This is a genomic window from Devosia oryziradicis (assembly GCF_016698645.1).
GTDB lineage: Bacteria > Pseudomonadota > Alphaproteobacteria > Rhizobiales > Devosiaceae > Devosia > Devosia oryziradicis.
Window position 1 is genome coordinate 2,935,961 of sequence record NZ_CP068047.1, and the last position, 21,418, is coordinate 2,957,378.

Here is a 21,418-nt window from a genome sequence, read left to right on the forward strand (position 1 = left end):
ATGGTTGAGTCGGGGACCGATTTCATCACCCGTTAACTACGTGCTGGCTAGTGTTGGCACCAGCGTAGCGAATGCGTGTTTTGTTCGCATCATTTAGTAACGAGTACCGAGTCCATGGCTTCGCAGCCGGCTGTCATCGATGACGTTCGCTCGCAAATGGGGCGGGACAGCAAGCGCACTGCGCAGAAGACCGTGCTCGACGCGCGCCAGCGCCTTACTTCGAGCTCGGGAACGCGCGCCGACTTCGATTTCGAACTGATGCACGACTATGCGCAGTCCCGCCTCAACGCGGCGCTGCCGATGGCGGCCATCGTCGCTATCCTGGGCATCATGGCCAGCTTCTGGGTGCCGGTGGTGTTCACCACGCTATGGGCTGGCCTGGTGACCCTCAGCCTGCTGATCGTGGCCCTGATGGCGCAGCGCTTCAAGGGCACGGAGGCGGCCAAGTTCAATGCCAGCCAGTGGACCGCAACCTTTGTGGCCGGTGAGCTGGTCTATGGGCTGGCCTGGTCCCTGCTGGCCATGTTCACCCTGGTGGCACCGGCCGATGCGCTGACGCCGGTGATGTTCGCCATGGTGCTGGTGAGCGTTGCGGCCAATGCGATCACCACCCATACCCTGCCGCCGGCCACCCTGATGAGCACCCTGCCCGTCACGCTCACGGTTTCGGGCAACCTCATCGCGCTGGGCGGCACGCTCAACTACACGCTGGCTGCCGTGGCGATCTGTGGCGAAATCTTCTTTGTGTACCTGGCCCGCCAGATGCATGGCACCGAACTCGAGACCATTTCGCACCAGGCCGAAAAAGACGCCCTGATCAGCGAACTGGAGGAGGCCCGCCATATGTCAGACGAGGCGCGCCGCCATGCCGAGCAGGCCAATATCGCCAAGTCGCAATTCCTCGCCACCATGAGCCACGAGCTCCGTACGCCGCTCAACGCCATCATCGGCTTTTCCGAAGTGCTGAAATCGGAGCTGCTGGGGCCGCACCAGGTGCCCCAATACAAGGAATATGCCGGCGACATCCACGGTTCGGGCCAGCACCTGCTCAACCTCATCAACGAGCTGCTGGACCTCAGCCGCATCGAAGCGGGCAAGTACGAGCTCAACGAGGAAGTTGTGTCGCTGGTCGACATCGCCGAGGACTGCCGCCGCATGATGGAGCTGCGCGCCAAGTCCAAGGGCATCGAGCTGGTCTACAATGTGGGCAACAACCTGCCCAAGCTCTGGGGCGACGAGCGCGCCATCCGCCAGGTGATCCTGAACCTGCTAAGCAACGCAATCAAGTTCACCCCGCAGCACGGCAAGGTGACGCTGGTGGTGACGCGCAGTGGCGATGGCGGACAGTTCATTTCGGTCAAGGACAACGGCCCCGGCATTCCAGAGGACGAGATCGAAACCGTGCTCAGCTCATTCGGCCAGGGCTCGCTGGCGCAGAAGACCGCCGAACAAGGCGCTGGCCTTGGACTGCCCATCGTGCAGAAGATCATGGAACTGCATCAGGGCCGCTTTGACCTCTTCAGCAAACTGCGCTTCGGCACAGAGGTCATCGCTACGTTCCCGCGCGCCCGCGTGATGGATGCGCTGGCGCCCGTGGTGGAAAAGCGCAACCGGCTCGAAATATTTTCGGAAGCCGGCTGAACTATAACTTAATATAGTAGAAATACCTACGTCCTATATTTGCTGAATTGGAGTAATTCGGCAATTGCGTCATCACGCCGCTCGCGACGCTTTATTTTATGTGGTTGCCGGTTCTCCTCGCGAACGGCAAAGCCTATTTGCAAGCGGCATCGGTGCCAAGGCCGTCGCATTGTCGAGCCTTGCCCCCGCGGACCTGCTGGTCGATCCCAGTCTCATCATCGACTTGGATTTGCGGTCGCCCGAGACGATGCGCAAACTGAAAGCGATCCTGCCGCGCGTCAGTGGCGCCTGCCGCCTGTTTCTGGTCGATCCCCTCGCGCCCGCAGCAGCCGCAAACGCGCGAGCGCTGGGCGCCACGGCCGTGTTGCCAACCTCCGCCAGCGTCATCGACATCCACGCGGCGATCGCCACTCACTTCGGCATCGAGCAGGGCGATGGCGCCATTGGCGCCGCCGTGCGCCAGTCTGTGCAGGCAGGCGTGGATGCCATGGACGGCAGTTTCCAGGCGCTGGTCGAGGGGAAGGCGTTCAGCATGGCCGGAATGGACGGCGCCAGCCGGCAAATTGCCGACGCGATCAGGGGCGTCGGGGCGAATGAATGGCTGGCCACCGTCAAGAGCTACCACGTGGGAACCTATCAGCACTGCATGCTCGTCACCGGCGTCGCGTCGGCATTCGGCATCGGTTCGGGCATGGCCCGCCGCGACGTGATCAAGCTCACGGTGGCCGGATTGCTGCATGATATCGGCAAGGCGGCAATTCCAATCGAAATCCTCGACAAGCCAGGAGCACTGACCGACGACGAATTGAAGGTCATGCGCTCTCATCCGGTGGTGGGCAGCACCTACCTGATGGAGAAGAGCGGGATCGACTCGGACATTCTCACCAGCGTCCGCAGCCACCATGAACTGCTTGATGGGAAGGGCTATCCCGATGGCCTGGATGCCCCGCAAATCGACGACCTGACCAGAATACTGACGGTCTGCGACGTCTATGCCGCACTGATCGAACGGCGCAGCTACAAGCCAGCCAGAAGCCCGGCGCAGGCAATGATCGTGATGGACGCAATGGCCTCGGTCGGCAAGCTGGAAACCAGCCTGGTCCGCGAACTTGGCCGCATCATGCTGGCGCCGCGAGCCGCCGCCTAACCTTCCCTGCCGCTCACCGCCGCGCTCTCGAACGTCGCCATGTTGTTGTGCAGGTGCAGGGCGGTCTTGGCCAGCACGGCTGCCAGAGCTGCCCCGCTGCCTTCACCCAGGCGCATGCCGAGATCGAGAAGGCCCCTCTGGCCCATGGCCTGGAGCGCGCGGGCATGGGCGCTTTCGGCCGAGACATGGGCGAAAATGCAGTGGTCGATCGCAGCCGGATTGACCGCATGGGCGATGGCGGCGGCCGAGGTGGCGACGAAGCCGTCGACGATGACGGGCACCTTCTGGTGGCGGGCGGCCAGCAAGGCGCCCAACATGGCAGCAATCTCGCGGCCACCGAGGCGGGCGAGGATGGCCAAGGGGTGGCCGAGCTCGCCGGCGTGGCGGGCCAGCGCACGATCGACGGCGTCCGCCTTACGGGCAAGACCTGCATCGTCGACGCCGGTGCCTCGACCGACCCAGTCGGCGCCGGTTCCGCCATAGAGCGCGGCATAGAGGGCGGCGGCCACGGTGGTGTTGCCGATGCCCATTTCGCCGATGCAGATCAGGTCGGGCTTACCGGCAATGGCCTCCATGCCATAGGCGATGGTGGCGGCGCACATCTTGTCGTCAAGCGCGGCTTCCTGGGTGATGTCGCCGGTGGGCAGTTCGAGGGCGAGCTCGAACACGCGGAGGTTGATTTCGTGCAGGGCGCAGATTTGGGAAATGGCCGCGCCGCCATTGGTGAAGTTGGCGACCATCTGGGCGGTCACTTCGCGCGGAAAGGCCGAGACGCCCTGATCGGTGACGCCATGGTTGCCGGCAAAGATGGTGACCATGGGATTGTCGAGACGCGGCTGTGCCCTGCCCTGCCAGCGCGCCAGGAACTCGACCAGACCCTCCAATGCGCCGAGCGAACCGGCCGGCTTGGTCAGCTGCGCATCGCGGGCGCGAACCGCGGCCACGGCAGCTTCGTCGCCATCGGGGAGGATGGTCAGGAGCTCGATGACGTCGGCAAAGGCGGGGCTGAGCTGGGGCATGGCGAGTCGGTCTTGTTCAGGTTAGGAAGGACGCGACTTGTTGCCGATTGCAGGATGAAAAGCAATTGAACGCCGAGGAACCTTCGGTCCAGCCCGACGAGCCCAGCAGCCCACGTGCGCCCGCTGGCGGCGTCGGATTGCGCGACGATTTCATCATGGCACTGCGGTTCTTTTCGCGGCTGCCAACGGGCGAGACGCCGCATCAGACGCCGGATTTAGGCCGGATCGCGATGGCGCTGCCCCTGGCCAGTGTCGCCATCGGCATCGGCCCGGTTCTGCTGCTGATCGGGGCGACGCTGATCGGGTTGCCGAGCTATTTCGCAGCAGCTCTGGCCGTGGCGGCGATGATCATCGCCAGTGGCGCCATGGCGGAGGATGCGCTGGCGGATGCCGCCGATGGGCTGTTTGGCGCGCATAGCGTCGAGCGTCGCCTCGAGATCATGAAGGACAGCCGGCACGGCACCTATGGGGTGGCCGCGCTGACGCTGTTCATTCTGCTGCGGGTGACGGCGCTGGGCGCTGTGACGGCGATCAATCCCCTCGCTGCGGGCGCGATTTGGCTGGCGGCCAATATTGTGGGTCGCTCGGGTGCGCTGTGGCTGGCCGTCGCGCTACCGCCGGCACGAAACGATGGCGCGTCGGCGACCGCCGGACGATTGCCGCCCCAGAGCTTTGCCATCGGCGCGGTTCTGGCGGCCATCCTGCTTTTCGTGCTGGCTGGGCCGGGGACGAGCGTCGTGGGGCTTGGCATGGCAATGCTGCTGGCGGTTGCTGTCATCGCGGGGTGGATGGCGCTCTGCCGGCGGCTGGTAGGCGGACAGACGGGCGACCTGATCGGGGCGCTGGGGGCATTGGTAGAGATCGCCGTGCTGACGGCGCTGTTGCCATTTGCCTGATGGCCTTGAAAACGCCCTCGCTTATGCCTTTATCGAGACTATGGACACAAACGTAGGCGAGGCGCGGGCATGATCTTTATCGGCATTGCGCTGGTCATCGCGGTTGGCATCGCCCTGCTCATCAGTGCGGATGCCGGCAGCATGGTGGGCCTGACCCAGGCGCAGACAGCACAACTGGTCCCGCTCCTCGTCATCCTGATCATCTTTGCCGGCGGGCTGTTCACGCGGCGGCGCAAGATGGGCGAACTGGTCGGCAGCGTGTTGCTGTGGGTCGGGATCTTCGGGGTCGCGGCGCTCACCTACGCCTATCGCGACGAACTGACCGGCGTGGCAGCGCGGGTGGCAGGCGAATTGCAGCCCGGCGTTGCCGTGGTCGACAGCGAGGCCGGCATTGCCACATTCCGCCGCGGCATTGGCGGGCATTTCGAGATCAACGCCACGGTCAACGGACACACGACGCCGATGATATTCGATACCGGCGCGAGCGCAGTGGTACTGACGGTAGCCGACGCGGAGGCCGCAGGCATCGATACCAAGGGGCTGAGCTACACCATCCCCGTATCAACCGCCAATGGCACCGGCCGGGCGGCGCGGGTGCGGATCGACCGGATGGAAGTGGGTGGCATCGTGCGTGAGCGCGTAGTCGCCTTCGTCACGGAGGACGGTGCGCTGGACATGAGCCTGCTGGGAATGACGTTTCTCGAAACGCTCAGCCGCTACAGCGTGACACAGAACTCGCTGGAACTGGCCGACTAGCTGGCTTCGGCAAGACGCGGGCGGTTGACGGCTTCGAGGGCACGGAACATCACCGCGGAATCGGCACCGGGCTTGCAGGCATCCACGCTCATGATCTGGCGGAACTGGCGCGCGCCGGGCAGTCCGTTGGCGAGGCCCAGCATGTGGCGCGCGATATTGTTGATGCGCGTGCCCTCGGCGGCGGCGTCGCGGTCCGCGTAGTCGGCCATGGCTGCGATGATCGCCTCCAGTGTCGGCGCCGGGGTGGTGGCGCCGTAGAAGCGTCGGTCGACCTCGGCCAGCAGCATGGGGCTGTGATAGGCGGCGCGGCCGAGCATGACACCATCCATATAGGCCATTTCCGCTTCCGCTGCCTCGAGCGTCTCGAGCCCGCCATTGATCATCACCGGCAGCGGCGCCAGGCGCGTGCGCAGGCGATGGACACGATCATAGTCAAGCGGCGGGATGGTGCGGTTTCCCTTGGGGCTGAGGCCCTTGAGCCAGGCCTTGCGGGCATGGACATAAAGTGCGTCGGCGCCTGCGGCGACCATGGCATCGGCAAAGCGGTCGAGGCTTTCCTCGGTGTCCTGATTGTCGATGCCGATGCGGCACTTGACGGTGACCGGGCGGTCAGTGGCGTCGCGCATGGCACGAACGCAGTCGGCGACCAGGTCAGGCTCGGCCATGAGGCAGGCGCCAAAGCGGCCCGATTGCACGCGATCCGATGGGCAGCCGACATTGAGATTGATCTCGGCATAGCCCCAGTCGTGCGCGAGCCGGGTGGCCTTGACCAGCTCGGCTGGATCGGAGCCGCCCAACTGCAAAGCGACTGGCTGCTCGACAGGATCGAAGCGCAGGTGCCTGTCGGCATCGCCATGCACGATAGCGGCGCTGGTGACCATTTCGGTGAACAGCAGGGCGTGGCGCGTCAGCAGGCGATGGAGGAAACGGCAGTGCCGGTCCGTCCAGTCCATCATCGGTGCGACGCTGAAGCGCCTGTCAAGCTTGGGTGCAGCGGTCATGAGGCCGCTGCCATACCATATCCGAAAGCGCGATGAACAGCGTTGCGAACACCTGCTGACCGGTTAGTGAATGAAGCGCACCTCAGACTGGCTTGACCGGGTTGAGCCTGCGCCAGGCCTGATATTCTTCCTCGGCATCGGGGTGGAGCGGGTAGTAGCGTTGGAGGGACTGGCCGGCCATCAGCTTCATGCGCGAGAATTCTTCCCATTCGGCATGCTTCTGGCCATCCTCGAGCACGCGCTCGGCCATCGAGACCGGCACCACCACGGCGCCGTCGTCATCGGCGACAATGATGTCGCCCGGCACCACGGTGACGCCGCCGCAGGCGATCGTGACGTTGACGGCATTGGGGTAGATGTCGGTCTGCACGTGATAGTTGGGCGACCAGCCCTTGAGCCACAGCGCCAGATCGAGCTTTTCCACATTGGGCCGGTCGCGCATCACACCGTCGATAATGATGCCGGCGCCGCCGCGGCCCTTGAAATAGGTGCTCATCATATCGCCGAAAATGCCCGAGCGCATGTCGCCGCGCGCATCCACCACCACTACGTCGCCCTCCTGCACGTGATAGAGCACATGGCGATGGAGTTGCGTCTCGGGGTCGGCATATTCGCCTTCGCTGAACAGGTCCGGGCGCTGTGGCAGGCACTGGAGCGTCAAAGCAGGACCGCAGATGGCCTTGCCCTTGGTCTGGGGCAGGATGCCGGTCATGTGCGGGTTCTTGAAGCCCATATGGCCGAGCGTGCCGGCGATGGTCGCAGCACCCAGGCCGCGAAGCCCTTCGATCAGGTGCTTTGCCGGCCGCGTAATTTCGGCGCCTATAGCCATCGTCATTCCTCCACTTGAATTGCTGATCTACCAGTTGGTGACCGAACCGTCGTTGCGCCGCAAATGTGGCGCTTCCCAGAACTTGAAGCTCTGCCTGGCCAAAAGGTCTTCATTGACTTCCACACCCAGGCCCGGCGCGTCGCTGACGGGGTACACCGCGCCCTCGAGCTGGGGTTGAACAGGGAAGAACTCGCTGTTGTCGAAGCCGAGCGCGCGCTCGGGGGCGCGGGTTTCGAGCCAGGCAAAATTAGGGACCGCGGCCGCAAAGTGCACGGTCGCGGCCGTGCAGACCGGACCGAGCGGATTGTGGGGCATGAGGTCGACATAATGGGCCTCGCTCCAGCCGGCCACTTTCATGGCCTCGGTCAGCCCGCCGACATTGCAGACGTCGAGGCGGTTGAACTGGTGGATGCCGCGTTCAATGTAGGGCACGAACTGCCACTTGCTGGCGAATTCCTCGCCGATGGCGAAGGGAATGTCGGTCATCGAGCGCAGCGACTCGTAGGCTTCCGGCGTCTCGTCGCGGATGGGTTCCTCGAGGAAATCGAGCACACCCTTGTCCAGCTTGGCACAGAAGCTGGCGGCTTCGGCCACCGACAGGCGGTGGTGATAGTCAATGCCCAGCACCACCTCGTCGCCCAGCTCTTCGCGTGCCTTGTTGAGGATGCGCGCGGTGGCGGCAATGGACTGCCGCGGCTCGAAGATGTCGCGGCTATCCTGGCCGATGGGGAAGAAGCGGATGGCGTTGAAGCCCATTTCGCGCAGCTCATGAGCGCGATCGACGGCCCCCTCCCCGGCGCTGTCGCCGGTGGAGGCGAAGGTGGGAATGGCGTTGCGCTGCTTGCCGCCGAGCAGTTCATAGACGGGAACGCCGAGGGCCTTGCCCTTGATGTCGTGCAGCGCGATATCGATGGCCGAAATGGCGGCCTGCAGCACACGGCCGCCCTCGAAATACTGGCTGCGATACATTTCCTGCCAGATGCGGCCGATCTGCATGGCATCCTGGCCGATCAGGAACCGGCTGTAGTGCTCGATGGCGCCGGCTACCGCCTTCTCGCGGCCCGAAAGCCCGCTCTCCCCCCAGCCGCTGATGCCCTGATCGGTCTCGATCTTAAGCAAGAACTGGTTCCGGATGCCGACCCAGACCGGATAGGGCTTGATGGCGGTGATCTTGAGCTTGAGGGACATGGTGGTCTCGGTGATCAGTCGGCGCGCAGGGCCATTTCTGTTGCCCCATCGAACAGGTGAATGCGGTCCTGGTCGAATTCCAGCCAAACCATTTCATCGGGTGCCACCGAAGCGGTAGGCGGCAGGCTGATATTGACGATGGCGCCGGACAGGAATGCCTGGACGAAGGTGATGTCGCCGGTGGGCTCGACGGTATAGACCTTGGCCGGGACCGACCCGGCGACCTGCGACTTGTGCAGCTTGATGGTGGAGTGGCGGGCGCCGAGGACGACCTTGCGGGACGTGGCGCCGGCAACCCTGCGGGCATTGGCATCGGAGAGCGGCAGGTTCCAGCCTTCGGCACTGGTCAGCACCGTGCGACCGTCCACCTCACCGGCTTCCAGCGGCACCAGGCTCATCGCCGGGCTGCCGATGAAGCTGGCGACGAACATGTTGACTGGATTGGCGAAAACGTTGGCCGGAGTGTCGTATTGCTGCAGCAGGCCACCGTTCATGACGGCCATCTTGTCGGCCATGGTGACGGCCTCGAGCTGGTCGTGCGTCACATAGATGATGGTGGCGTTTAGATCCTGGTGGAAGCGCTTGATTTCGCTGCGCATCTGCACACGCAGCTTGGCGTCGAGGTTGGAGAGCGGTTCGTCCATCAGGAACACGGCGGGGTCGCGCACCAGGGCGCGGCCGAGGGCGACGCGCTGCTGCTGGCCGCCCGAGAGTTCGCGCGGCTTGCGTTCGAGCAGGTGGGTGATGTCAAGCACGCTGGCAGCTTGCTTGACCTTTGCTTCGATCTCGCTTTTGGGCAGCCGTCGCATCTGCAGCGGAAAGGCGAGGTTCTGGAACACGGTCTTTTGCGGATAGAGCGCGTAGTTCTGGAACACCATGGCAATGTCCCGATCCTTGGGATCGAGGTCGTTGACCACGCGGTCGCCGATAACGATGTCGCCCGAAGTGATTGGGATGAGCCCTGCCACGAGGTTGAGCGTCGTGGTCTTCCCGCAGCCGGACGGGCCGACCAGGGCAACGAATTCGCCATCGTTCACGGTCAGCGACACGTCCTTGGCGGCATAGACCGAGCCATAGGTCTTGACGAGATCCTTGAGAACCACCTGGGCCATTGGAGAGCTTTCTAGTGTTTGACGGCGCCTTCGGTGAGGGCACGCACGAAGTATTTCTGAAGGACGAGGAACAGCACCACGACCGGTACGCTCATCATGAAGCTGGCGGCCATCAGGCCCGGGAAGTCCGTCGTGTTCTCGGAGAAGAAGCGCTGGATGCCGACGGGGAGCGTCAGCTGCTCGTTCTTGGTGAGGAAGGTGGCGGCATAGATGTATTCGTTCCAGGCGCCGATGAAGGAGTAGATGGCAGTGGCGATGATGCCGGGGACCGATAGCGGCGTGACGATGAGCAGGAACGCCTGGAAGCGGGTAGCGCCATCGATGCGGGCGGCCTGTTCGAGCTGGACGGGAATGTTGTCGTAGAAGCCCTTGAGCAGCCAGATGGCGAGCGGCAGGCCGAAGGTGAGATAGGTCAGGATCAGCGAACCGTGGGTGTTCACCAGGCCAAGCACGCGCATCAGGATGAAGAGCGGCACGAGGAAGATCACCGCCGGGAACATGTTGCGCAGCAGGACCGCGAAGAACAGGAAGCGGCGGCCGGGAAAACGGAAGCGGGAGAAGGCATAGGCGGCCGGCACCGCCACGGCGACGGCCAGGATGGTGGTACAGACCGAGACGAAGAGGCTGTTCCAGAAGAAGCGCAGGAAATCCTGGCCCACGCTGTTCTGCGGATCGAGCAGCTTCTGGTAGCTGGCGAGGGTGGGCTCGGTCGGCCACCATTGCGGCGGAAACTGCATGGCGGCGAAGCCCGATTTGATCGAGGTCAGCAGCATCCAGACCATGGGCAGGGCGGTGTAGAGCAGCATGAGCGCAAGGAAAATGCGGCCGGCCCAGCGCCAGCCGTCAATCTTCCGGCGGCTGCGGGATGTTGCGATATCGGGAGTGGTGGTCATGCGCCCTGCTCCTTCTCGTTGCCGCTCAGAGCCCGGACATAGAAGTAGCCCAGCGCCATCAGGATGACGAAGAGCAGCACCGAATAGGCCGCCGCGACGCCCCAGCGCTGCCGCCCGAAGGCGAGCTCGTAAATGTGGGTGATCCAGATGTGGGAGGCATTGGACGGGCCGCCGCCGGTCATGATCCAGGGGATGATGAAGGAATTGAAGTTAGCCACGGCGAGCAGGAGGATGGTGACGGTCGAGACACCGCGCAGATGCGGGAAGGTCACATGCCAGAAGCGCTGCCAGGCCGAGGCCCCATCGACCTTTGCCGCGCGCAGGAGCTGTTCGGGCACGGTCTGCAAGCCGGCCATGATCATGATCATGGCGAAGGGAAACTCGCGCCAGATGTTGACCACGATCAGGGAGGGCAGAACGGTGTGGACGTTGTCGATGAAATTGGGCTGGCGGTCGAGAATGCCGAACTGCACCAGAACGGCGCCGAGGATGCCGAAATCGGAGTGGTAGATCCACTTCCAGATGTAGGAGGCGGCAACGGCGCTGATGACCCAGGGGATGATGAGGATGGCGCGCAGGATGGCGCGGCCGGCAAAATCCCGATGCAGCGCCAGCGCGGCTGCATAGCCCAGGACGAAAGCGATCAGGGTCGAGGCAAAGGTCCAGATCGCGGTGTTGAGGGTGACGCGCCAGAAGACGTCGCTGGAAAGGATGGCCGTGTAATTGTCGGCGCCGACAAAGATCTTGTCGCGCAGCTGCAGCCCGGGCGGGGTTTTGAAGAAGCTCAGGTCGATGGTGTAGTAGATGGGATAGGCGATGACGACGAGCATCACCACGATGGCCGGCAGCACATAGAGGTAGTCGGCGCGATTGAGCCACATCTGCCGCAGGATGCTCGGTCGCGCGGGCATACCGGCATGGGGAGCGTTGGCATGGCTGGTCATGGAAATGCTCCGGCGCCTGGCGAACTGGGGGTGACCGGTGGCACGAATGCCACCAGCCGGTTTGCATGGGAGGGTGTCAGAGGCCGCCGCCCTCGGTCAGGTCCCTGACCTTCTGGGCGGCATCATCGGCGGCTTCCTCGACAGTCATCGCGCCGGTGAGGGCATTCTGCAGCATGTCGGGAATGATGATGTTCATGATCTCGGGCGTTTCAGGCAGCGTCGGGAACGGGACGCCGTAGGGCAGCATCGAGGTCGTGACGTCGAGGAACTTGATGGAGTCCAGGCGCTCCTTCATCCACTTGGTCTTGAAGCCATTGAGGTTGCCAGGATTGGAGCCGGCATAGGCCATCTTCAGCGACCATTCGGGGCTGGTCCAGAAGCAGACCATCGCCTTGGCCGCCGCCTCGTCCACCTCGCCGCCCTCGACATATTCGGGGTTGAGGATGTGGATGTTGGAGCCGCCGAACACCACGGCACGGCGACCGTCCGGACCGGTCGGGACAAGGCCGTAGCGCATGTTGTCGATGACGGTCTGGGCCGTGTCCTTGTCGGCGCCGGTGGCCTTGGCCTGGAGGTCGAGCATCACGTTGTAGTCGGACGGATGGCTGATCATCATGGCAAGCTGGCCGGCCAGGAACAGCGGCTGATTGTCGGCCTGCTGGTTGGTCAGGGCCGAGACCGGGACCGACTGATCGCGGACATACATGTCATAGGAGGCCTGGAGAGCACGCTTGCTCTCTTCACTGTCGAGGCGGACCTCGCCGTAAGTCGGGCTCGGATCGGCCTCGTCGAAGACGCCACCGCCATAGCCCCAGAGCTGCGGCATGAAGCGGTAAGGCGTGTTGCCGGCATTCTTGCGGGCGACCAGGCCGTAGCCTGATATGCCGAGCTTGTCGTGGATCTGCTTGGAGTAGGCGACCACATCATCCCAGGTCGCGGGCGGGGTTTCGGGATCAAGTCCGGCGCGCTCGAAGATGTCGGCATTCCAGATGAGCGCCATGGTCTCGTTGTTGGTGGGGATGCCGTAGGTCTTGCCTTCCCACATCACCGACTTCATGGCGCCTGGCCAGAAGTCCTCAGTCTTCCAGCCGACATCCTCGGGGCTCAGTTCCTGCAGGTAGCCCTTGGAAGCGAATTCGACGCCACCCAGGATCTGCAGGCGCACGACCATGGGGCCGGCATTGCCGAGCAGCGCGGTGCGGAACTTGTCGAGCAGGTCGTTGTAGGTCAGCGCCTGTTCCTGTAGGTCGATATTGGGATAGGTGGCGCGGAAGGCCTCGAAAAAGTCCTTGTAGTACTGGCGCAGCAGGTCGGGGTCGCCCTCGAAGACGCCTTGGTACCAGAAGGTCAGCTTGCCCTCGTAATCGAGCGGGGTGACGGCCCCGCACAGTTCGGCAGTATCGAATTCCTCGGTGCCGGCGATCGAACGGACATATTCAGGCGACCACTGGCTCAGGTCGACCGGGGGGGCCGCCTGCAAAGATGTCGACATGGTCGACGTCATGAGGGCAGCGACGACAGCACCGCGCAGAACGGCACCGAATTTCAGGCTTGTCATTGATTCCTCCAGATTCCTCCTCCGCCATGCGGTTGCATGGTCGGGCCTCCTGGGGGCGGGCCGGCTTCGCGCTCTTATGTACACCCCCGCTGGTGTCATACGCTTTCAGATCGCGAATTGCGTGTCAACACGTCAAGATCGTACATTGTTTGCGGGCGGCCATGTATGCTATCAACCGGAAAACGCCGGATTGGGAGCGCGGTTTGGCCAGTACCAGCGAGTTCAAGATTTCCCCGCCCGAGGGCTTCGAGGAGATCGATGTCTCAAGCCAAAGAGCGGTTTCGCTCTACGAGACCATTCGGGAAGACATTCTTTCGGGCCAGCTCAAGCCTAATGAGCGCCTGGTGGTGGCGGACCTCGCGGAGCGGCTGGGGACATCGACCAACCCGGTGCGCGAGGCGCTGCAGATGCTGCGCGGGGAAGGCTATGTCGTGTTCTCCCCCAATCGCGGCGCGCGGGTGCGCCCGATCGACCACGACTTCGTCAGGAATATCTATGAGATCAGCGTGCTGATCGAGCCGGCCCTGACGCGCTGGTTCGTGGGCATGGCCACCGAAGCCGACATTGCCGAACTCGAGCGTATCCAAAGGTTGATCGAAGAGAACAATTTCGTCGACCCGGTGCTGCATAGCGGGCTCGACGTGCAGTTTCATACCGTCGTCTACCAGCGGCACTACAACCGGCACGCTGCCGAAATCTGGTGGAAGCACCGGCAGGTGCTGCGGGCCGTGACGCAACGCTTTCCCTATACGCTGGCGCGCCGCAGCCAGGTCATCCGCGAGCATCGCGAGCTGATCGAGATGGTCAAGGCGGGGGAAGCCGACAAGGCCGCGGACTGCGTTGCCCGCCATGTCGAGGCCTCGGGCCGGCATATCCTGGAGCAGATGCGGGCCTACAACGCCGCCAAGGCCGGGTAGATCGCGGCGGACCAACCCTTACCAAGCTCACCGAAAAGGCAACACAGATGAAAATCACGGGGGTCAAGCCGTGGCTGATCAAGTCCTCGGCGTCGTATTGGGGCGAGTTTCTGTTCGTGGAGGTGACGACGGACGGGGGTGTTTCCGGCTGGGGCGAGATCACCACCACGACCTTTGTCGCCAATCGGGCGCTATGCGTGATGCTGCGGCAGATCAGCAAGATCGTAGAGGGTGACGACCCTGCCCAGATCGAGCGCATCTGGCACAAGGTGTTCCGCAACTTCACCTATATGGGCAGCCGCGGCGCCGCGGTGGAATGCGTGAGCGCGATCGACATCGCCCTCTGGGACATCAAGGGCAAGGTGCTGGGCCGGCCGATCTACGAACTGCTGGGCGGCCCGGTGCGCGACGACATCGAGCTCTACACGCATCCCGACCAGCGCAAGTTTACCAGCAAGGAAGGCGTGATCCAGGAGATCCGTGACATTGTCGCCTCGGGACACACCGCGCTCAAGTTCGACCCCTATGCCCAGCAGGGGCAGAAGGGCAAGAACGGCATCGCGCGGGAGCAGTCCGAGGGTTATCTCGAGGGCTCCATGACCCGAAAGGACGAGCGCGAGGCGGCCGAGCTGACGGCGCTGATCCGCGAGACCGCGGGGCCGGATATCGAAATCCTGATCGACGCGCATGGGCGCTTCGACGTGCCGACGGCCATCCGCCTCTGCAACTCACTGGAGGAGGCCGGCGACATCGACTGGTTCGAGGAGCCCTGCCCGCCCGAAAGCGTCAACGCCCTGCGGCAGGTGCGCGACAAGGTCAACGTGCCCATCTCCTGGGGCGAGCGCGGCCATACGAAATGGGACTTCGTGCCGATCCTCGAAAACCGGCTGGCCGACTACATCATGCCCGACGTGACGTGGACCGGCGGGATCACCGAACTCAAGAAAATCTCGGCACTGTGCGAAGCCTACTACATCCCGGTTTCGCCGCACGACGCAGCCGGGCCGATCAACGTGGTGGCCGGCGCGCAGGTAATGATGACCGTGCCGAATTTCTACAAGCTCGAAACCTCTGAATGGAACCTGAGCAAATACGACCACCTGATCGATAAGCCGCTCGACAATTCCGGCGGGAGGCTCAAGCTCAACAAGACGCCGGGGCTCGGTATCGAAATGAACCGGGACTATCTGGCGGCAAACCTGGTGGCGTTCGATTGAGCGCCCCGGCGAGCGCGATAGGCATTTGAGGAGAAGCCGTTTCAATGACGAGTGAAATGAGCGCCGGAGAGCGCATCGAGAACAATGTCCGCACCAGCTCGAATCCGAGCGATCTACGCATTACCGACCTGCGCGTGGCGGAGATCGTGGGGGCGCCCTTCACCTCGGCGCTGATCAAGATCTATACCAATCAGGGCATTGTCGGGCTGGGCGAGGTGCGCGATGGCGCTAGCGCCACCTACGCACTGATGCTCAAGAGCCGGCTGCTGGGTGAAAATCCCTGTGACATCGACAGGCTGTTCCGGCGCATCAAGCAGTTTGGCGGGCACGGTCGGCAGGGCGGCGGCGTGTCGGGCATCGAGATCGCGCTGTGGGACCTGGCCGGCAAGGCGTATGGCGTGCCCATCTACCAGATGCTGGGTGGGCGGTTCCGCGAGAAGGTGCGCTGCTATTGCGACACCGATGCCGAAAAGCCCAGTGGCACCGAGACCGGCAAGCGGCTCAAGGCGCGCATGGACCTGGGTTTCACCTTTCTCAAGATGGACCTGGGCCTGATGCAGATCGCCGATGTGCCCGGCGCGGTGGTGGCGCCGGCGGGTTCGCTGGAAGGCTATCGCGTCCACCCCGGCCGCGGACCCGTCAAATCCATGGAGGATCGCCGCGCCCGCAATGCAGTCTATGACACGCATAATGTGCGGCACCCGTTCAGCGGTCTGCATTTCACCGACAAGGGCATCGACCTGCTCGAGCAATATATCCACGAGGTCCGCGAGGTGATCGGCTACGAAGTGCCGCTGGCCATCGACCATGTGGGCCATATCTCGCTGCAGAACGGCATCAGGCTGGCGCGGCGGATCGAGAAGTACGTACCCGCTTGGCTCGAGGACGTGATCCCCTGGCAATATACCGAACAGTACCGCCAGTTGCAGGACGCCACGACGGTGCCGATCTGCACGGGCGAAGACATCTATCTCAAGGAAGGATTCCAGCCGCTGCTCGATAGTGGCGGGGTAGCGGTGATCCATCCGGACCTGCTGACCTCGGGCGGAATTCTGGAAACCAAGAAGATTGGCGACATGGCGCAGGACCGCGGTGTTGCCATGGCCATCCACATGGCCGAGAGTCCGATCGCAGCCATGGCCGCGGCGCATGTCGCGGTGGCTACAGAGAACTTCATGGCGCTCGAATATCACAGCGTCGAAGTGGACTGGTGGGACGACATCGTCACCGGGCTGCCCAAGCCGCTGGTCAAGGACGGCTTCATCGACGTTCCGGACCGGCCGGGACTGGGGATCGACGACGTGGTGGACGAGGTCATCAGCCAGCATCTGCAGGAGGGTGTCACCGGCATCTGGCAGCCGACCGATCGCTGGGACGACGAGTATTCATGGGACCGGACGTGGAGCTAGGCGGATGATCTACGAACTGCGCATCTATGACTGCCTGCCGGGCAAGCTGCCGGCGCTGCTCAAGCGGTTCAGCGAGCATACGCTGGGCATCTGGGAACGGCATGGCATCCGGCAGGCGGGTTTCTTCACCACGGTCATCGGGGAGAGCAACAACCGCCTGACCTATCTGCTGGCCTGGGAGTCGCTGGCCGAGCGGGAGCGGAAATGGTCGGCCTTCATCGCCGATCCGGCATGGCTCAGTGCGCGGGACAGTTCCGAGCGTGATGGGCCGATCCTCTCCAATGTCAGCAGCCAGATCCTGGCGCCTACCGCCTTCTCGTCAGTCAAGTGAGCCCGCCATGAAGATCACCGACCTGCGCTGTGCCGTCATCGGCCGCCATCCGATCGTGCGCATCGTCACGGACGAGGGCCTCTATGGGCTGGGCGAGGTGGAATTCACCAAAACCTACCTCAAGCCATGGGTGCTGCATTTCCGCGAGGCGCTGATCGGGGAGGACCCGACCGATGTCGAGCGCTGTATGCTCAAGATTCGCCAGCGGGGGTCGTTCAAACCCTATGGCGCGGCGGTTTCGGCGATCGAGCATGCTCTGTGGGATATTGCCGGCAAGGCGGCCAACGTGCCGGCCTACAAGCTGCTGGGCGGCAAGGTGCGCGACAAGGTGCGGGTCTATAACGGCTCCATCCGGCAAAAGCGGACCGGTGACCGGCCGGAGGACTATGCCGCCGACGTCAAATGGATGATGGAGCGGCCCGAAAAATTCTTCATGGTCAAGCAGGGCATCAGCTTCCATTCCAACATGAAGGATACGATCGACGACTTCCACTATGGGGTGCGGCAGAACAATGCCGGCTACCATGGCGCCATGGACCAGGGGCAGATCAGCGAGCGCGGCTTCAACCACATGCTCGATTGCGTGGCGGCGATGAAGGAGGTGCTGGGCGACAAGGTTTCGCTGGCGCTCGATTGCGGGCCCGGCTGGTTCCTCAATGACGCCATCCGCTTTGCGCGCGCCGTCGAGAAGTATGACCTAATGTGGCTGGAGGACATGCTGACGGGCGACTATGTGCCCTGGGTGAACCCGCAGGCCTATCGTGAACTCACGACCTCGACCTCGACGCCGATTCATACGGGCGAGCAGATCTACCTGCGGCATAATTTCAAGGAACTGATTGAAACCCAGGCCGTCCGCGTCGTCGGGCCTGATCCAGCCGATATCGGCGGCATGGCCGAGCTCAAATGGGTGGCCGAACACGCCTACATGCACTCGATAATGATGGCGCCGCATGGCACGGCCAATGGCCTGCTGGGCCTGGGTGCGCTGATCAATGTGTGCGCCACCCTGCCCGCCAACTACATTGCCTTCGAATATCCGAGCGCCTCGGACCCGTGGTGGGAGGACATCGTGATCGGGCTGCCCGACAGGATTGTCACCGACAGTCATGTCGACCTGCTGCCAGGCCCCGGGCTGGGGCTGGACATCGATCCTGAAGGGGCGAGAAAGTACCTGCTGGAAGAGGATGCGGGCTTCTTCGAACCGTAACCGCCACCCCCATCGCTGCGCATCAAGTCACCCTCGACCCTCACGGCTCGGGGGTGCTGCATTTGGTCGTCACGCTGCGCGCAGGATAGCTATTGCGCAAGAATGAGACGCATGTATCATATTGGCATGGTCGTCTCACAACAGAACCCAACCAGGCGGAATTCCGGTGCGGAACGCGGCGTAAAGGCGCGGACCCGCCGACTCATGCTCGACGCGGCGGTTGCGCTGATGCAGTCGGGCATGACGCCTTCGGTGACCGGCGTTGCGGAAATGGCGGGCGTGTCGCGGGCAACGGCCTACCGCTATTTCCCCAGCCTCGCGGCCCTCGTTCATGCTGTGGTCGACGAGGCTCTCGGGCCGATACTGGACTGGTCTCCCAGACATGACAGCGTCGAGGCGCGGGTGGCCGACCTGCTGGCGACCGCCATGCCTCGCATCGAGGAGTTCGAGGCAACATTCAAGGCCTCGCTGCGCCTGTCGCTCGAACAGTGGGCGCAGCGCCGGGCCGGTACGCTGGGCAGCGAGCCGCTGTTCACCCGCGGTCACCGCGTGGACTTGCTGATGCAGGCCACGGCGCCGCTGGCCAATCGCCTATCGCCCGGTGCGCATCTGCGCGTGGCCCAGGCGCTGTCGCTGGTCTACGGCGTCGAAGTGCTGAACGTGCTCAAGGATATCTGGGGCCTCGGGTCAAGCGAGGCGCAGAATGTGGCCCAATGGGCTGCAAAGGCGCTGATCAACGCTGCAGAGGCAGAAGCCGGCGAAGGCCCGCCGACCAGGAACAATACCGCGGCCGAGCGTACGAAAGATGCGCCAGCAGCAGCCAACCGAAAGGGAGGCAAGTAATTTGCGCTGTCGGCAGCCGCACCGCTGGTGCGGATGGCTGGTCCAGAAGCGCAGATGATGGGGAGCGACCTGCCGAGCAGATCGGCGCGGTTCCGCGAGCCACAGAGGGGGATGACGATCCGAAGAGCGAGCAGGAGGTTTCGCTCGATCGGCATCCGGTGAGACGCGGCGTCATACGCCCAGGTTCACCAGGCGAGAATGTGCATGTGAGGGAGATGATACAATGCGCAAGACTATGGTTGGACTACTGGCCGGAGCGAGTCTCGCGGCCATAAGCAGCCTGGCTGCCCAGGCCCAGGAGCTCACGATCCTCTGGGCAGAATGGGACCCGGCAAACTACCTGCAGGAACTGGTGAACGAATACCAGGCGGAAACGGGCGTCACCGTGACCGTGGAAACCGTGCCGTGGCCGGACTTCCAGACCAAGCTGTTCACCGAGCTCAACGCTCAGGGTTCGGCCTACGACCTGGTGGTGGGCGACAGCCAGTTCCTGGGTGCGGCCTCGACGGGCGGCCACTATGTGAACCTGACCGACTTCATCAACGAGCATGACCTGACCAAGACGATGGCTCCGGCCACCATGGCCTATTACTCGGAATATCCGGGTGGTTCGGGCCAGTACTGGTCGGTGCCGCTGGAAGGCGACGCGCTGGGCTGGGCCTACCGCAAGGACTGGTTCGAAGATCCGGCCGAGATGGCTGCGTTCAAGGAAAAGTACGGCTATGACCTGGCCGTGCCGGTCACTTTCCAGCAGCTCATCGACATCGCCGAGTTCTTCCACCGTCCGGATGAAAACCGTTACGGCGCGGCCATCTATTCGCAGAATGCCGGCGACGCGATCGTGATGGGCGTCGAAAACTCGATCTTCGCCTATGGCGGCTCGCTCGGCGACTACAATACCTATGAAGTCACCGGCCTGCTGAACTCGCAGGCATCGATCGACGCGCTGACCGACTATCGCAAACTGTTTACCTTCGGCCCTCCGGGCTGGGGCAATGCGTTCTTCGCCGAAGTCAACACGGCGATCGCGCAGGGTCAGGTGGCGATGGGCATGAACTTCTTTGCGTTCTTCCCGGCACTGGTCAACGAGGCGACCAACCCGCATGCCGCCAATATGGGCTTCTTTGCCAACCCGCCCGGACCGCGCGGTGATGACTTTGCCGCTCTGGGCGGCCAGGGCATCTCGCTGATCTCGTACAGCCAGAACCAGGAAGAGGCGATGAAATTCCTCGAATGGTTCGTCAAGGAAGATACCCAGAAGCGCTGGGCTGAGCTTGGCGGCTACACCGCCAATGCGGCCATCCTCGAATCCGAGGAATTCCGCAAGGCCACGCCGTTCAACGAGGCCTTCTTCCAGACCATGTTCAAGGTTCGCGACTTCTGGGCCCTGCCCGAATATGCCGAGCTGCTGACCGAAGCCGCCGACGCCTTCTATCCCTATGTGGTGAACGGCGAAGGCGACGCCAAGACGACGCTGGACAACCTGGCAGCGACCTGGGTCGATACGCTCAAGTCCGCGGGCTACGACGCAAAGTAAGGCACCAAACCTGTCCGGAGAGGAGGCTCGCTTCCTCTCCGGCTCTGCCAACCGGGGGACTACGCCTTGACCAACCTCATTACGACGCTCGATCCGGCGTCGCGCGCCGCGTCGCGCGGCTGGAGCGACATCACCATCCGGAATGTCTTCGTCATTCCGACGGTGGTTTTCCTCATCGTCTTCAACGTGTTTCCCCTGCTCTATTCGCTCGGGTTTTCATTCACCGACTTCCGTGCATCGAGCAAGGCGCCGGTGAATTTCGTCGGCCTCAAGAACTATATCGACGTGCTGGCCGACCCGGTCATCTGGCGGACCTTCTCGACCACGCTGTGGTACGTGATCGTTTCCGTGACGGGGCAGTTCATCGTCGGCTTCGGCCTGGCGCTGCTGCTCAACCGTCCCCTGCCCTTCAAGGGCCTGCTCACCACGCTCCTGATGCTGCCGATGATGCTGTCGCCTGTGGTGGTGGGGCTGTTCTGGAAGCTCATCTATGACCCGTCCTGGGGCATTCTCAACCATGCACTGGGCCTCGGTCGCACCGCCTGGCTGACCGATGCGAACCTGGCGCTCTACGCCGTCGCCATCACCGATATCTGGATGTGGTCGCCTTTCGTGATGCTGCTGTCGCTGGCGGGCTTGTCCGCAGTGCCCAAGCACCTCTACGAAGCTGCCTCGATCGATCGCGCCGGCAAGCTCTACACCTTCTTCCGCATCACACTGCCGCTGGTGGCGCCGATCCTGCTGATCGCGGTTATCTTCCGCACGATGGAGGCCTTCAAGACCTTCGACATCGCCTTCGTGATGACCGGCCAGCCGGCCGCCGAACTGATTTCGTCGCGGCTCTACAAGATGGCGTTCCAGCAGTGGCAGACGGGTCCGTCCTCGGCCCTCGCCTACATCATCCTGATCATGGTGCTGTGCATCACCAACATCTACGTCAAATACCTCAACAAGGCGAAGGAGCGCTGAG

The 21,418-nt window shown here is 63.3% G+C and carries 20 protein-coding genes; 12 read left to right on the top strand and 8 right to left on the bottom strand.

Annotation, left to right across the window (positions count from 1 at the left end; translation table 11 throughout):
• Window positions 1-114: 114 nt before the first annotated feature.
• A complete protein-coding gene (locus JI749_RS14635; RefSeq protein ID WP_201655442.1) occupies window positions 115-1,641 on the top strand; it encodes a sensor histidine kinase in 1,527 nt (508 codons plus the stop codon).
• 169 nt (window positions 1,642-1,810) lie between these two features.
• Complete coding sequence (locus JI749_RS14640) at window positions 1,811-2,788, top strand: HD-GYP domain-containing protein (protein ID WP_201655445.1); 978 nt, start codon at window positions 1,811-1,813, stop codon at window positions 2,786-2,788.
• On the opposite strand, the gene cobT is transcribed toward JI749_RS14640, so the two are convergent.
• Window positions 2,785-3,807 carry a nicotinate-nucleotide--dimethylbenzimidazole phosphoribosyltransferase gene (gene cobT / locus JI749_RS14645; protein ID WP_201655449.1) on the bottom strand — a complete coding sequence of 341 codons (1,023 nt, stop codon included), beginning with the start codon at window positions 3,805-3,807 and terminating at the stop codon, window positions 2,785-2,787. The two genes, JI749_RS14640 and cobT, sit on opposite strands and share 4 nt — an antisense overlap.
• Window positions 3,808-3,872: 65 nt before the next feature.
• Between cobT and JI749_RS14650 the strand changes: the two genes are divergently transcribed.
• Together JI749_RS14650 and JI749_RS14655 are read left to right on the top strand one after the other, a co-directional pair.
• On the top strand, window positions 3,873-4,703 hold the full coding sequence (locus JI749_RS14650; protein ID WP_201655452.1) for an adenosylcobinamide-GDP ribazoletransferase: 831 nt from the start codon (window positions 3,873-3,875) through the stop codon (window positions 4,701-4,703).
• Window positions 4,704-4,772: 69 nt separating this feature from the next.
• Window positions 4,773-5,459: a retropepsin-like aspartic protease family protein gene (locus tag JI749_RS14655; protein ID WP_201655455.1), complete on the top strand. Its 687-nt coding sequence runs from the start codon at window positions 4,773-4,775 to the stop codon at window positions 5,457-5,459.
• On the opposite strand, the gene dusA is transcribed toward JI749_RS14655, so the two are convergent.
• The 7 genes from dusA to JI749_RS14690 form a co-directional block, all read right to left on the bottom strand.
• Entirely contained in the window at window positions 5,456-6,460 is a 1,005-nt protein-coding gene (gene dusA / locus JI749_RS14660; RefSeq protein WP_201655458.1) for a tRNA dihydrouridine(20/20a) synthase DusA, read from the bottom strand. The genes JI749_RS14655 and dusA overlap by 4 nt on opposite strands.
• An 82-nt stretch (window positions 6,461-6,542) precedes the next feature.
• Complete coding sequence (locus JI749_RS14665) at window positions 6,543-7,289, bottom strand: ribonuclease activity regulator RraA (protein WP_201655461.1); 747 nt, start codon at window positions 7,287-7,289, stop codon at window positions 6,543-6,545.
• Between the two features lie 27 nt (window positions 7,290-7,316).
• Window positions 7,317-8,477, bottom strand: coding sequence for a mandelate racemase/muconate lactonizing enzyme family protein (locus JI749_RS14670; protein WP_201655464.1), 1,161 nt, complete (start codon window positions 8,475-8,477; stop codon window positions 7,317-7,319).
• A 14-nt stretch (window positions 8,478-8,491) separates the two neighbouring features.
• Window positions 8,492-9,589 (bottom strand): ABC transporter ATP-binding protein, encoded by a 1,098-nt coding sequence (locus JI749_RS14675; RefSeq protein ID WP_201655467.1) that lies wholly within the window; start codon window positions 9,587-9,589, stop codon window positions 8,492-8,494.
• Window positions 9,590-9,600: 11 nt separating this feature from the next.
• Entirely contained in the window at window positions 9,601-10,482 is an 882-nt protein-coding gene (locus JI749_RS14680; RefSeq protein WP_201655470.1) for a carbohydrate ABC transporter permease, read from the bottom strand.
• Window positions 10,479-11,426 carry a carbohydrate ABC transporter permease gene (locus JI749_RS14685; RefSeq protein WP_201655473.1) on the bottom strand — a complete coding sequence of 316 codons (948 nt, stop codon included), beginning with the start codon at window positions 11,424-11,426 and terminating at the stop codon, window positions 10,479-10,481. The genes JI749_RS14680 and JI749_RS14685 overlap by 4 nt, the downstream gene beginning before the upstream one ends.
• 76 nt (window positions 11,427-11,502) lie before the next feature.
• Window positions 11,503-12,984: an ABC transporter substrate-binding protein gene (locus tag JI749_RS14690; RefSeq protein ID WP_201655476.1), complete on the bottom strand. Its 1,482-nt coding sequence runs from the start codon at window positions 12,982-12,984 to the stop codon at window positions 11,503-11,505.
• 203 nt (window positions 12,985-13,187) lie between these two features.
• On the opposite strand from JI749_RS14690, the gene JI749_RS14695 reads away from it, so the two are divergent.
• The 8 genes from JI749_RS14695 (at window position 13,188) to JI749_RS14730 (ending at window position 21,417) form a co-directional block, all read left to right on the top strand.
• Window positions 13,188-13,901, top strand: coding sequence for a GntR family transcriptional regulator (locus tag JI749_RS14695; RefSeq protein WP_201655479.1), 714 nt, complete (start codon window positions 13,188-13,190; stop codon window positions 13,899-13,901).
• 47 nt (window positions 13,902-13,948) lie between these two features.
• Window positions 13,949-15,118 carry a mandelate racemase/muconate lactonizing enzyme family protein gene (locus tag JI749_RS14700; protein ID WP_201655482.1) on the top strand — a complete coding sequence of 390 codons (1,170 nt, stop codon included), beginning with the start codon at window positions 13,949-13,951 and terminating at the stop codon, window positions 15,116-15,118.
• Window positions 15,119-15,162: 44 nt separating this feature from the next.
• Window positions 15,163-16,527 (top strand): mandelate racemase/muconate lactonizing enzyme family protein, encoded by a 1,365-nt coding sequence (locus JI749_RS14705; RefSeq protein WP_407644886.1) that lies wholly within the window; start codon window positions 15,163-15,165, stop codon window positions 16,525-16,527.
• Window positions 16,528-16,531: 4 nt separating this feature from the next.
• Window positions 16,532-16,858, top strand: coding sequence for an NIPSNAP family protein (locus tag JI749_RS14710; RefSeq protein ID WP_201655485.1), 327 nt, complete (start codon window positions 16,532-16,534; stop codon window positions 16,856-16,858).
• A gap of 7 nt (window positions 16,859-16,865) precedes the next feature.
• Complete coding sequence (locus tag JI749_RS14715) at window positions 16,866-18,068, top strand: mandelate racemase/muconate lactonizing enzyme family protein (RefSeq protein WP_201655488.1); 1,203 nt, start codon at window positions 16,866-16,868, stop codon at window positions 18,066-18,068.
• A gap of 102 nt (window positions 18,069-18,170) precedes the next feature.
• The gene (locus tag JI749_RS14720; RefSeq protein ID WP_407644887.1) at window positions 18,171-18,911 is read left to right on the top strand and encodes a TetR/AcrR family transcriptional regulator; all 741 of its coding nucleotides are present in this window, start codon (window positions 18,171-18,173) and stop codon (window positions 18,909-18,911) included.
• Window positions 18,912-19,134: 223 nt separating this feature from the next.
• Window positions 19,135-20,448: an ABC transporter substrate-binding protein gene (locus tag JI749_RS14725; protein WP_201655490.1), complete on the top strand. Its 1,314-nt coding sequence runs from the start codon at window positions 19,135-19,137 to the stop codon at window positions 20,446-20,448.
• Window positions 20,449-20,514: 66 nt separating this feature from the next.
• The gene (locus JI749_RS14730; RefSeq protein ID WP_233280778.1) at window positions 20,515-21,417 is read left to right on the top strand and encodes a carbohydrate ABC transporter permease; all 903 of its coding nucleotides are present in this window, start codon (window positions 20,515-20,517) and stop codon (window positions 21,415-21,417) included.
• Window position 21,418: the final 1 nt, after the last annotated feature.

Excerpts from the sequence above, each read along its gene's own strand:
- JI749_RS14690 (WP_201655476.1), bottom strand. The coding sequence starts at position 12,984 with ATGACAAGCCTGAAATTCGGTGCCGTTCTGCGCGGTGCTGTCGTCGCT.
- JI749_RS14725 (WP_201655490.1), top strand. The coding sequence starts at position 19,135 with ATGCGCAAGACTATGGTTGGACTACTGGCCGGAGCGAGTCTCGCGGCC.
- JI749_RS14675 (WP_201655467.1), bottom strand. The coding sequence starts at position 9,589 with ATGGCCCAGGTGGTTCTCAAGGATCTCGTCAAGACCTATGGCTCGGTC.
- dusA (WP_201655458.1), bottom strand. The coding sequence starts at position 6,460 with ATGACCGCTGCACCCAAGCTTGACAGGCGCTTCAGCGTCGCACCGATG.
- JI749_RS14705 (WP_407644886.1), top strand. The coding sequence starts at position 15,163 with ATGACGAGTGAAATGAGCGCCGGAGAGCGCATCGAGAACAATGTCCGC.
- cobT (WP_201655449.1), bottom strand. The coding sequence starts at position 3,807 with ATGCCCCAGCTCAGCCCCGCCTTTGCCGACGTCATCGAGCTCCTGACC.
- JI749_RS14655 (WP_201655455.1), top strand. The coding sequence starts at position 4,773 with ATGATCTTTATCGGCATTGCGCTGGTCATCGCGGTTGGCATCGCCCTG.
- JI749_RS14720 (WP_407644887.1), top strand. The coding sequence starts at position 18,171 with ATGAGACGCATGTATCATATTGGCATGGTCGTCTCACAACAGAACCCA.
- JI749_RS14700 (WP_201655482.1), top strand. The coding sequence starts at position 13,949 with ATGAAAATCACGGGGGTCAAGCCGTGGCTGATCAAGTCCTCGGCGTCG.
- JI749_RS14665 (WP_201655461.1), bottom strand. The coding sequence starts at position 7,289 with ATGGCTATAGGCGCCGAAATTACGCGGCCGGCAAAGCACCTGATCGAA.
- JI749_RS14685 (WP_201655473.1), bottom strand. The coding sequence starts at position 11,426 with ATGACCAGCCATGCCAACGCTCCCCATGCCGGTATGCCCGCGCGACCG.
- JI749_RS14670 (WP_201655464.1), bottom strand. The coding sequence starts at position 8,477 with ATGTCCCTCAAGCTCAAGATCACCGCCATCAAGCCCTATCCGGTCTGG.
- JI749_RS14710 (WP_201655485.1), top strand. The coding sequence starts at position 16,532 with ATGATCTACGAACTGCGCATCTATGACTGCCTGCCGGGCAAGCTGCCG.
- JI749_RS14715 (WP_201655488.1), top strand. The coding sequence starts at position 16,866 with ATGAAGATCACCGACCTGCGCTGTGCCGTCATCGGCCGCCATCCGATC.
- JI749_RS14635 (WP_201655442.1), top strand. The coding sequence starts at position 115 with ATGGCTTCGCAGCCGGCTGTCATCGATGACGTTCGCTCGCAAATGGGG.
- JI749_RS14680 (WP_201655470.1), bottom strand. The coding sequence starts at position 10,482 with ATGACCACCACTCCCGATATCGCAACATCCCGCAGCCGCCGGAAGATT.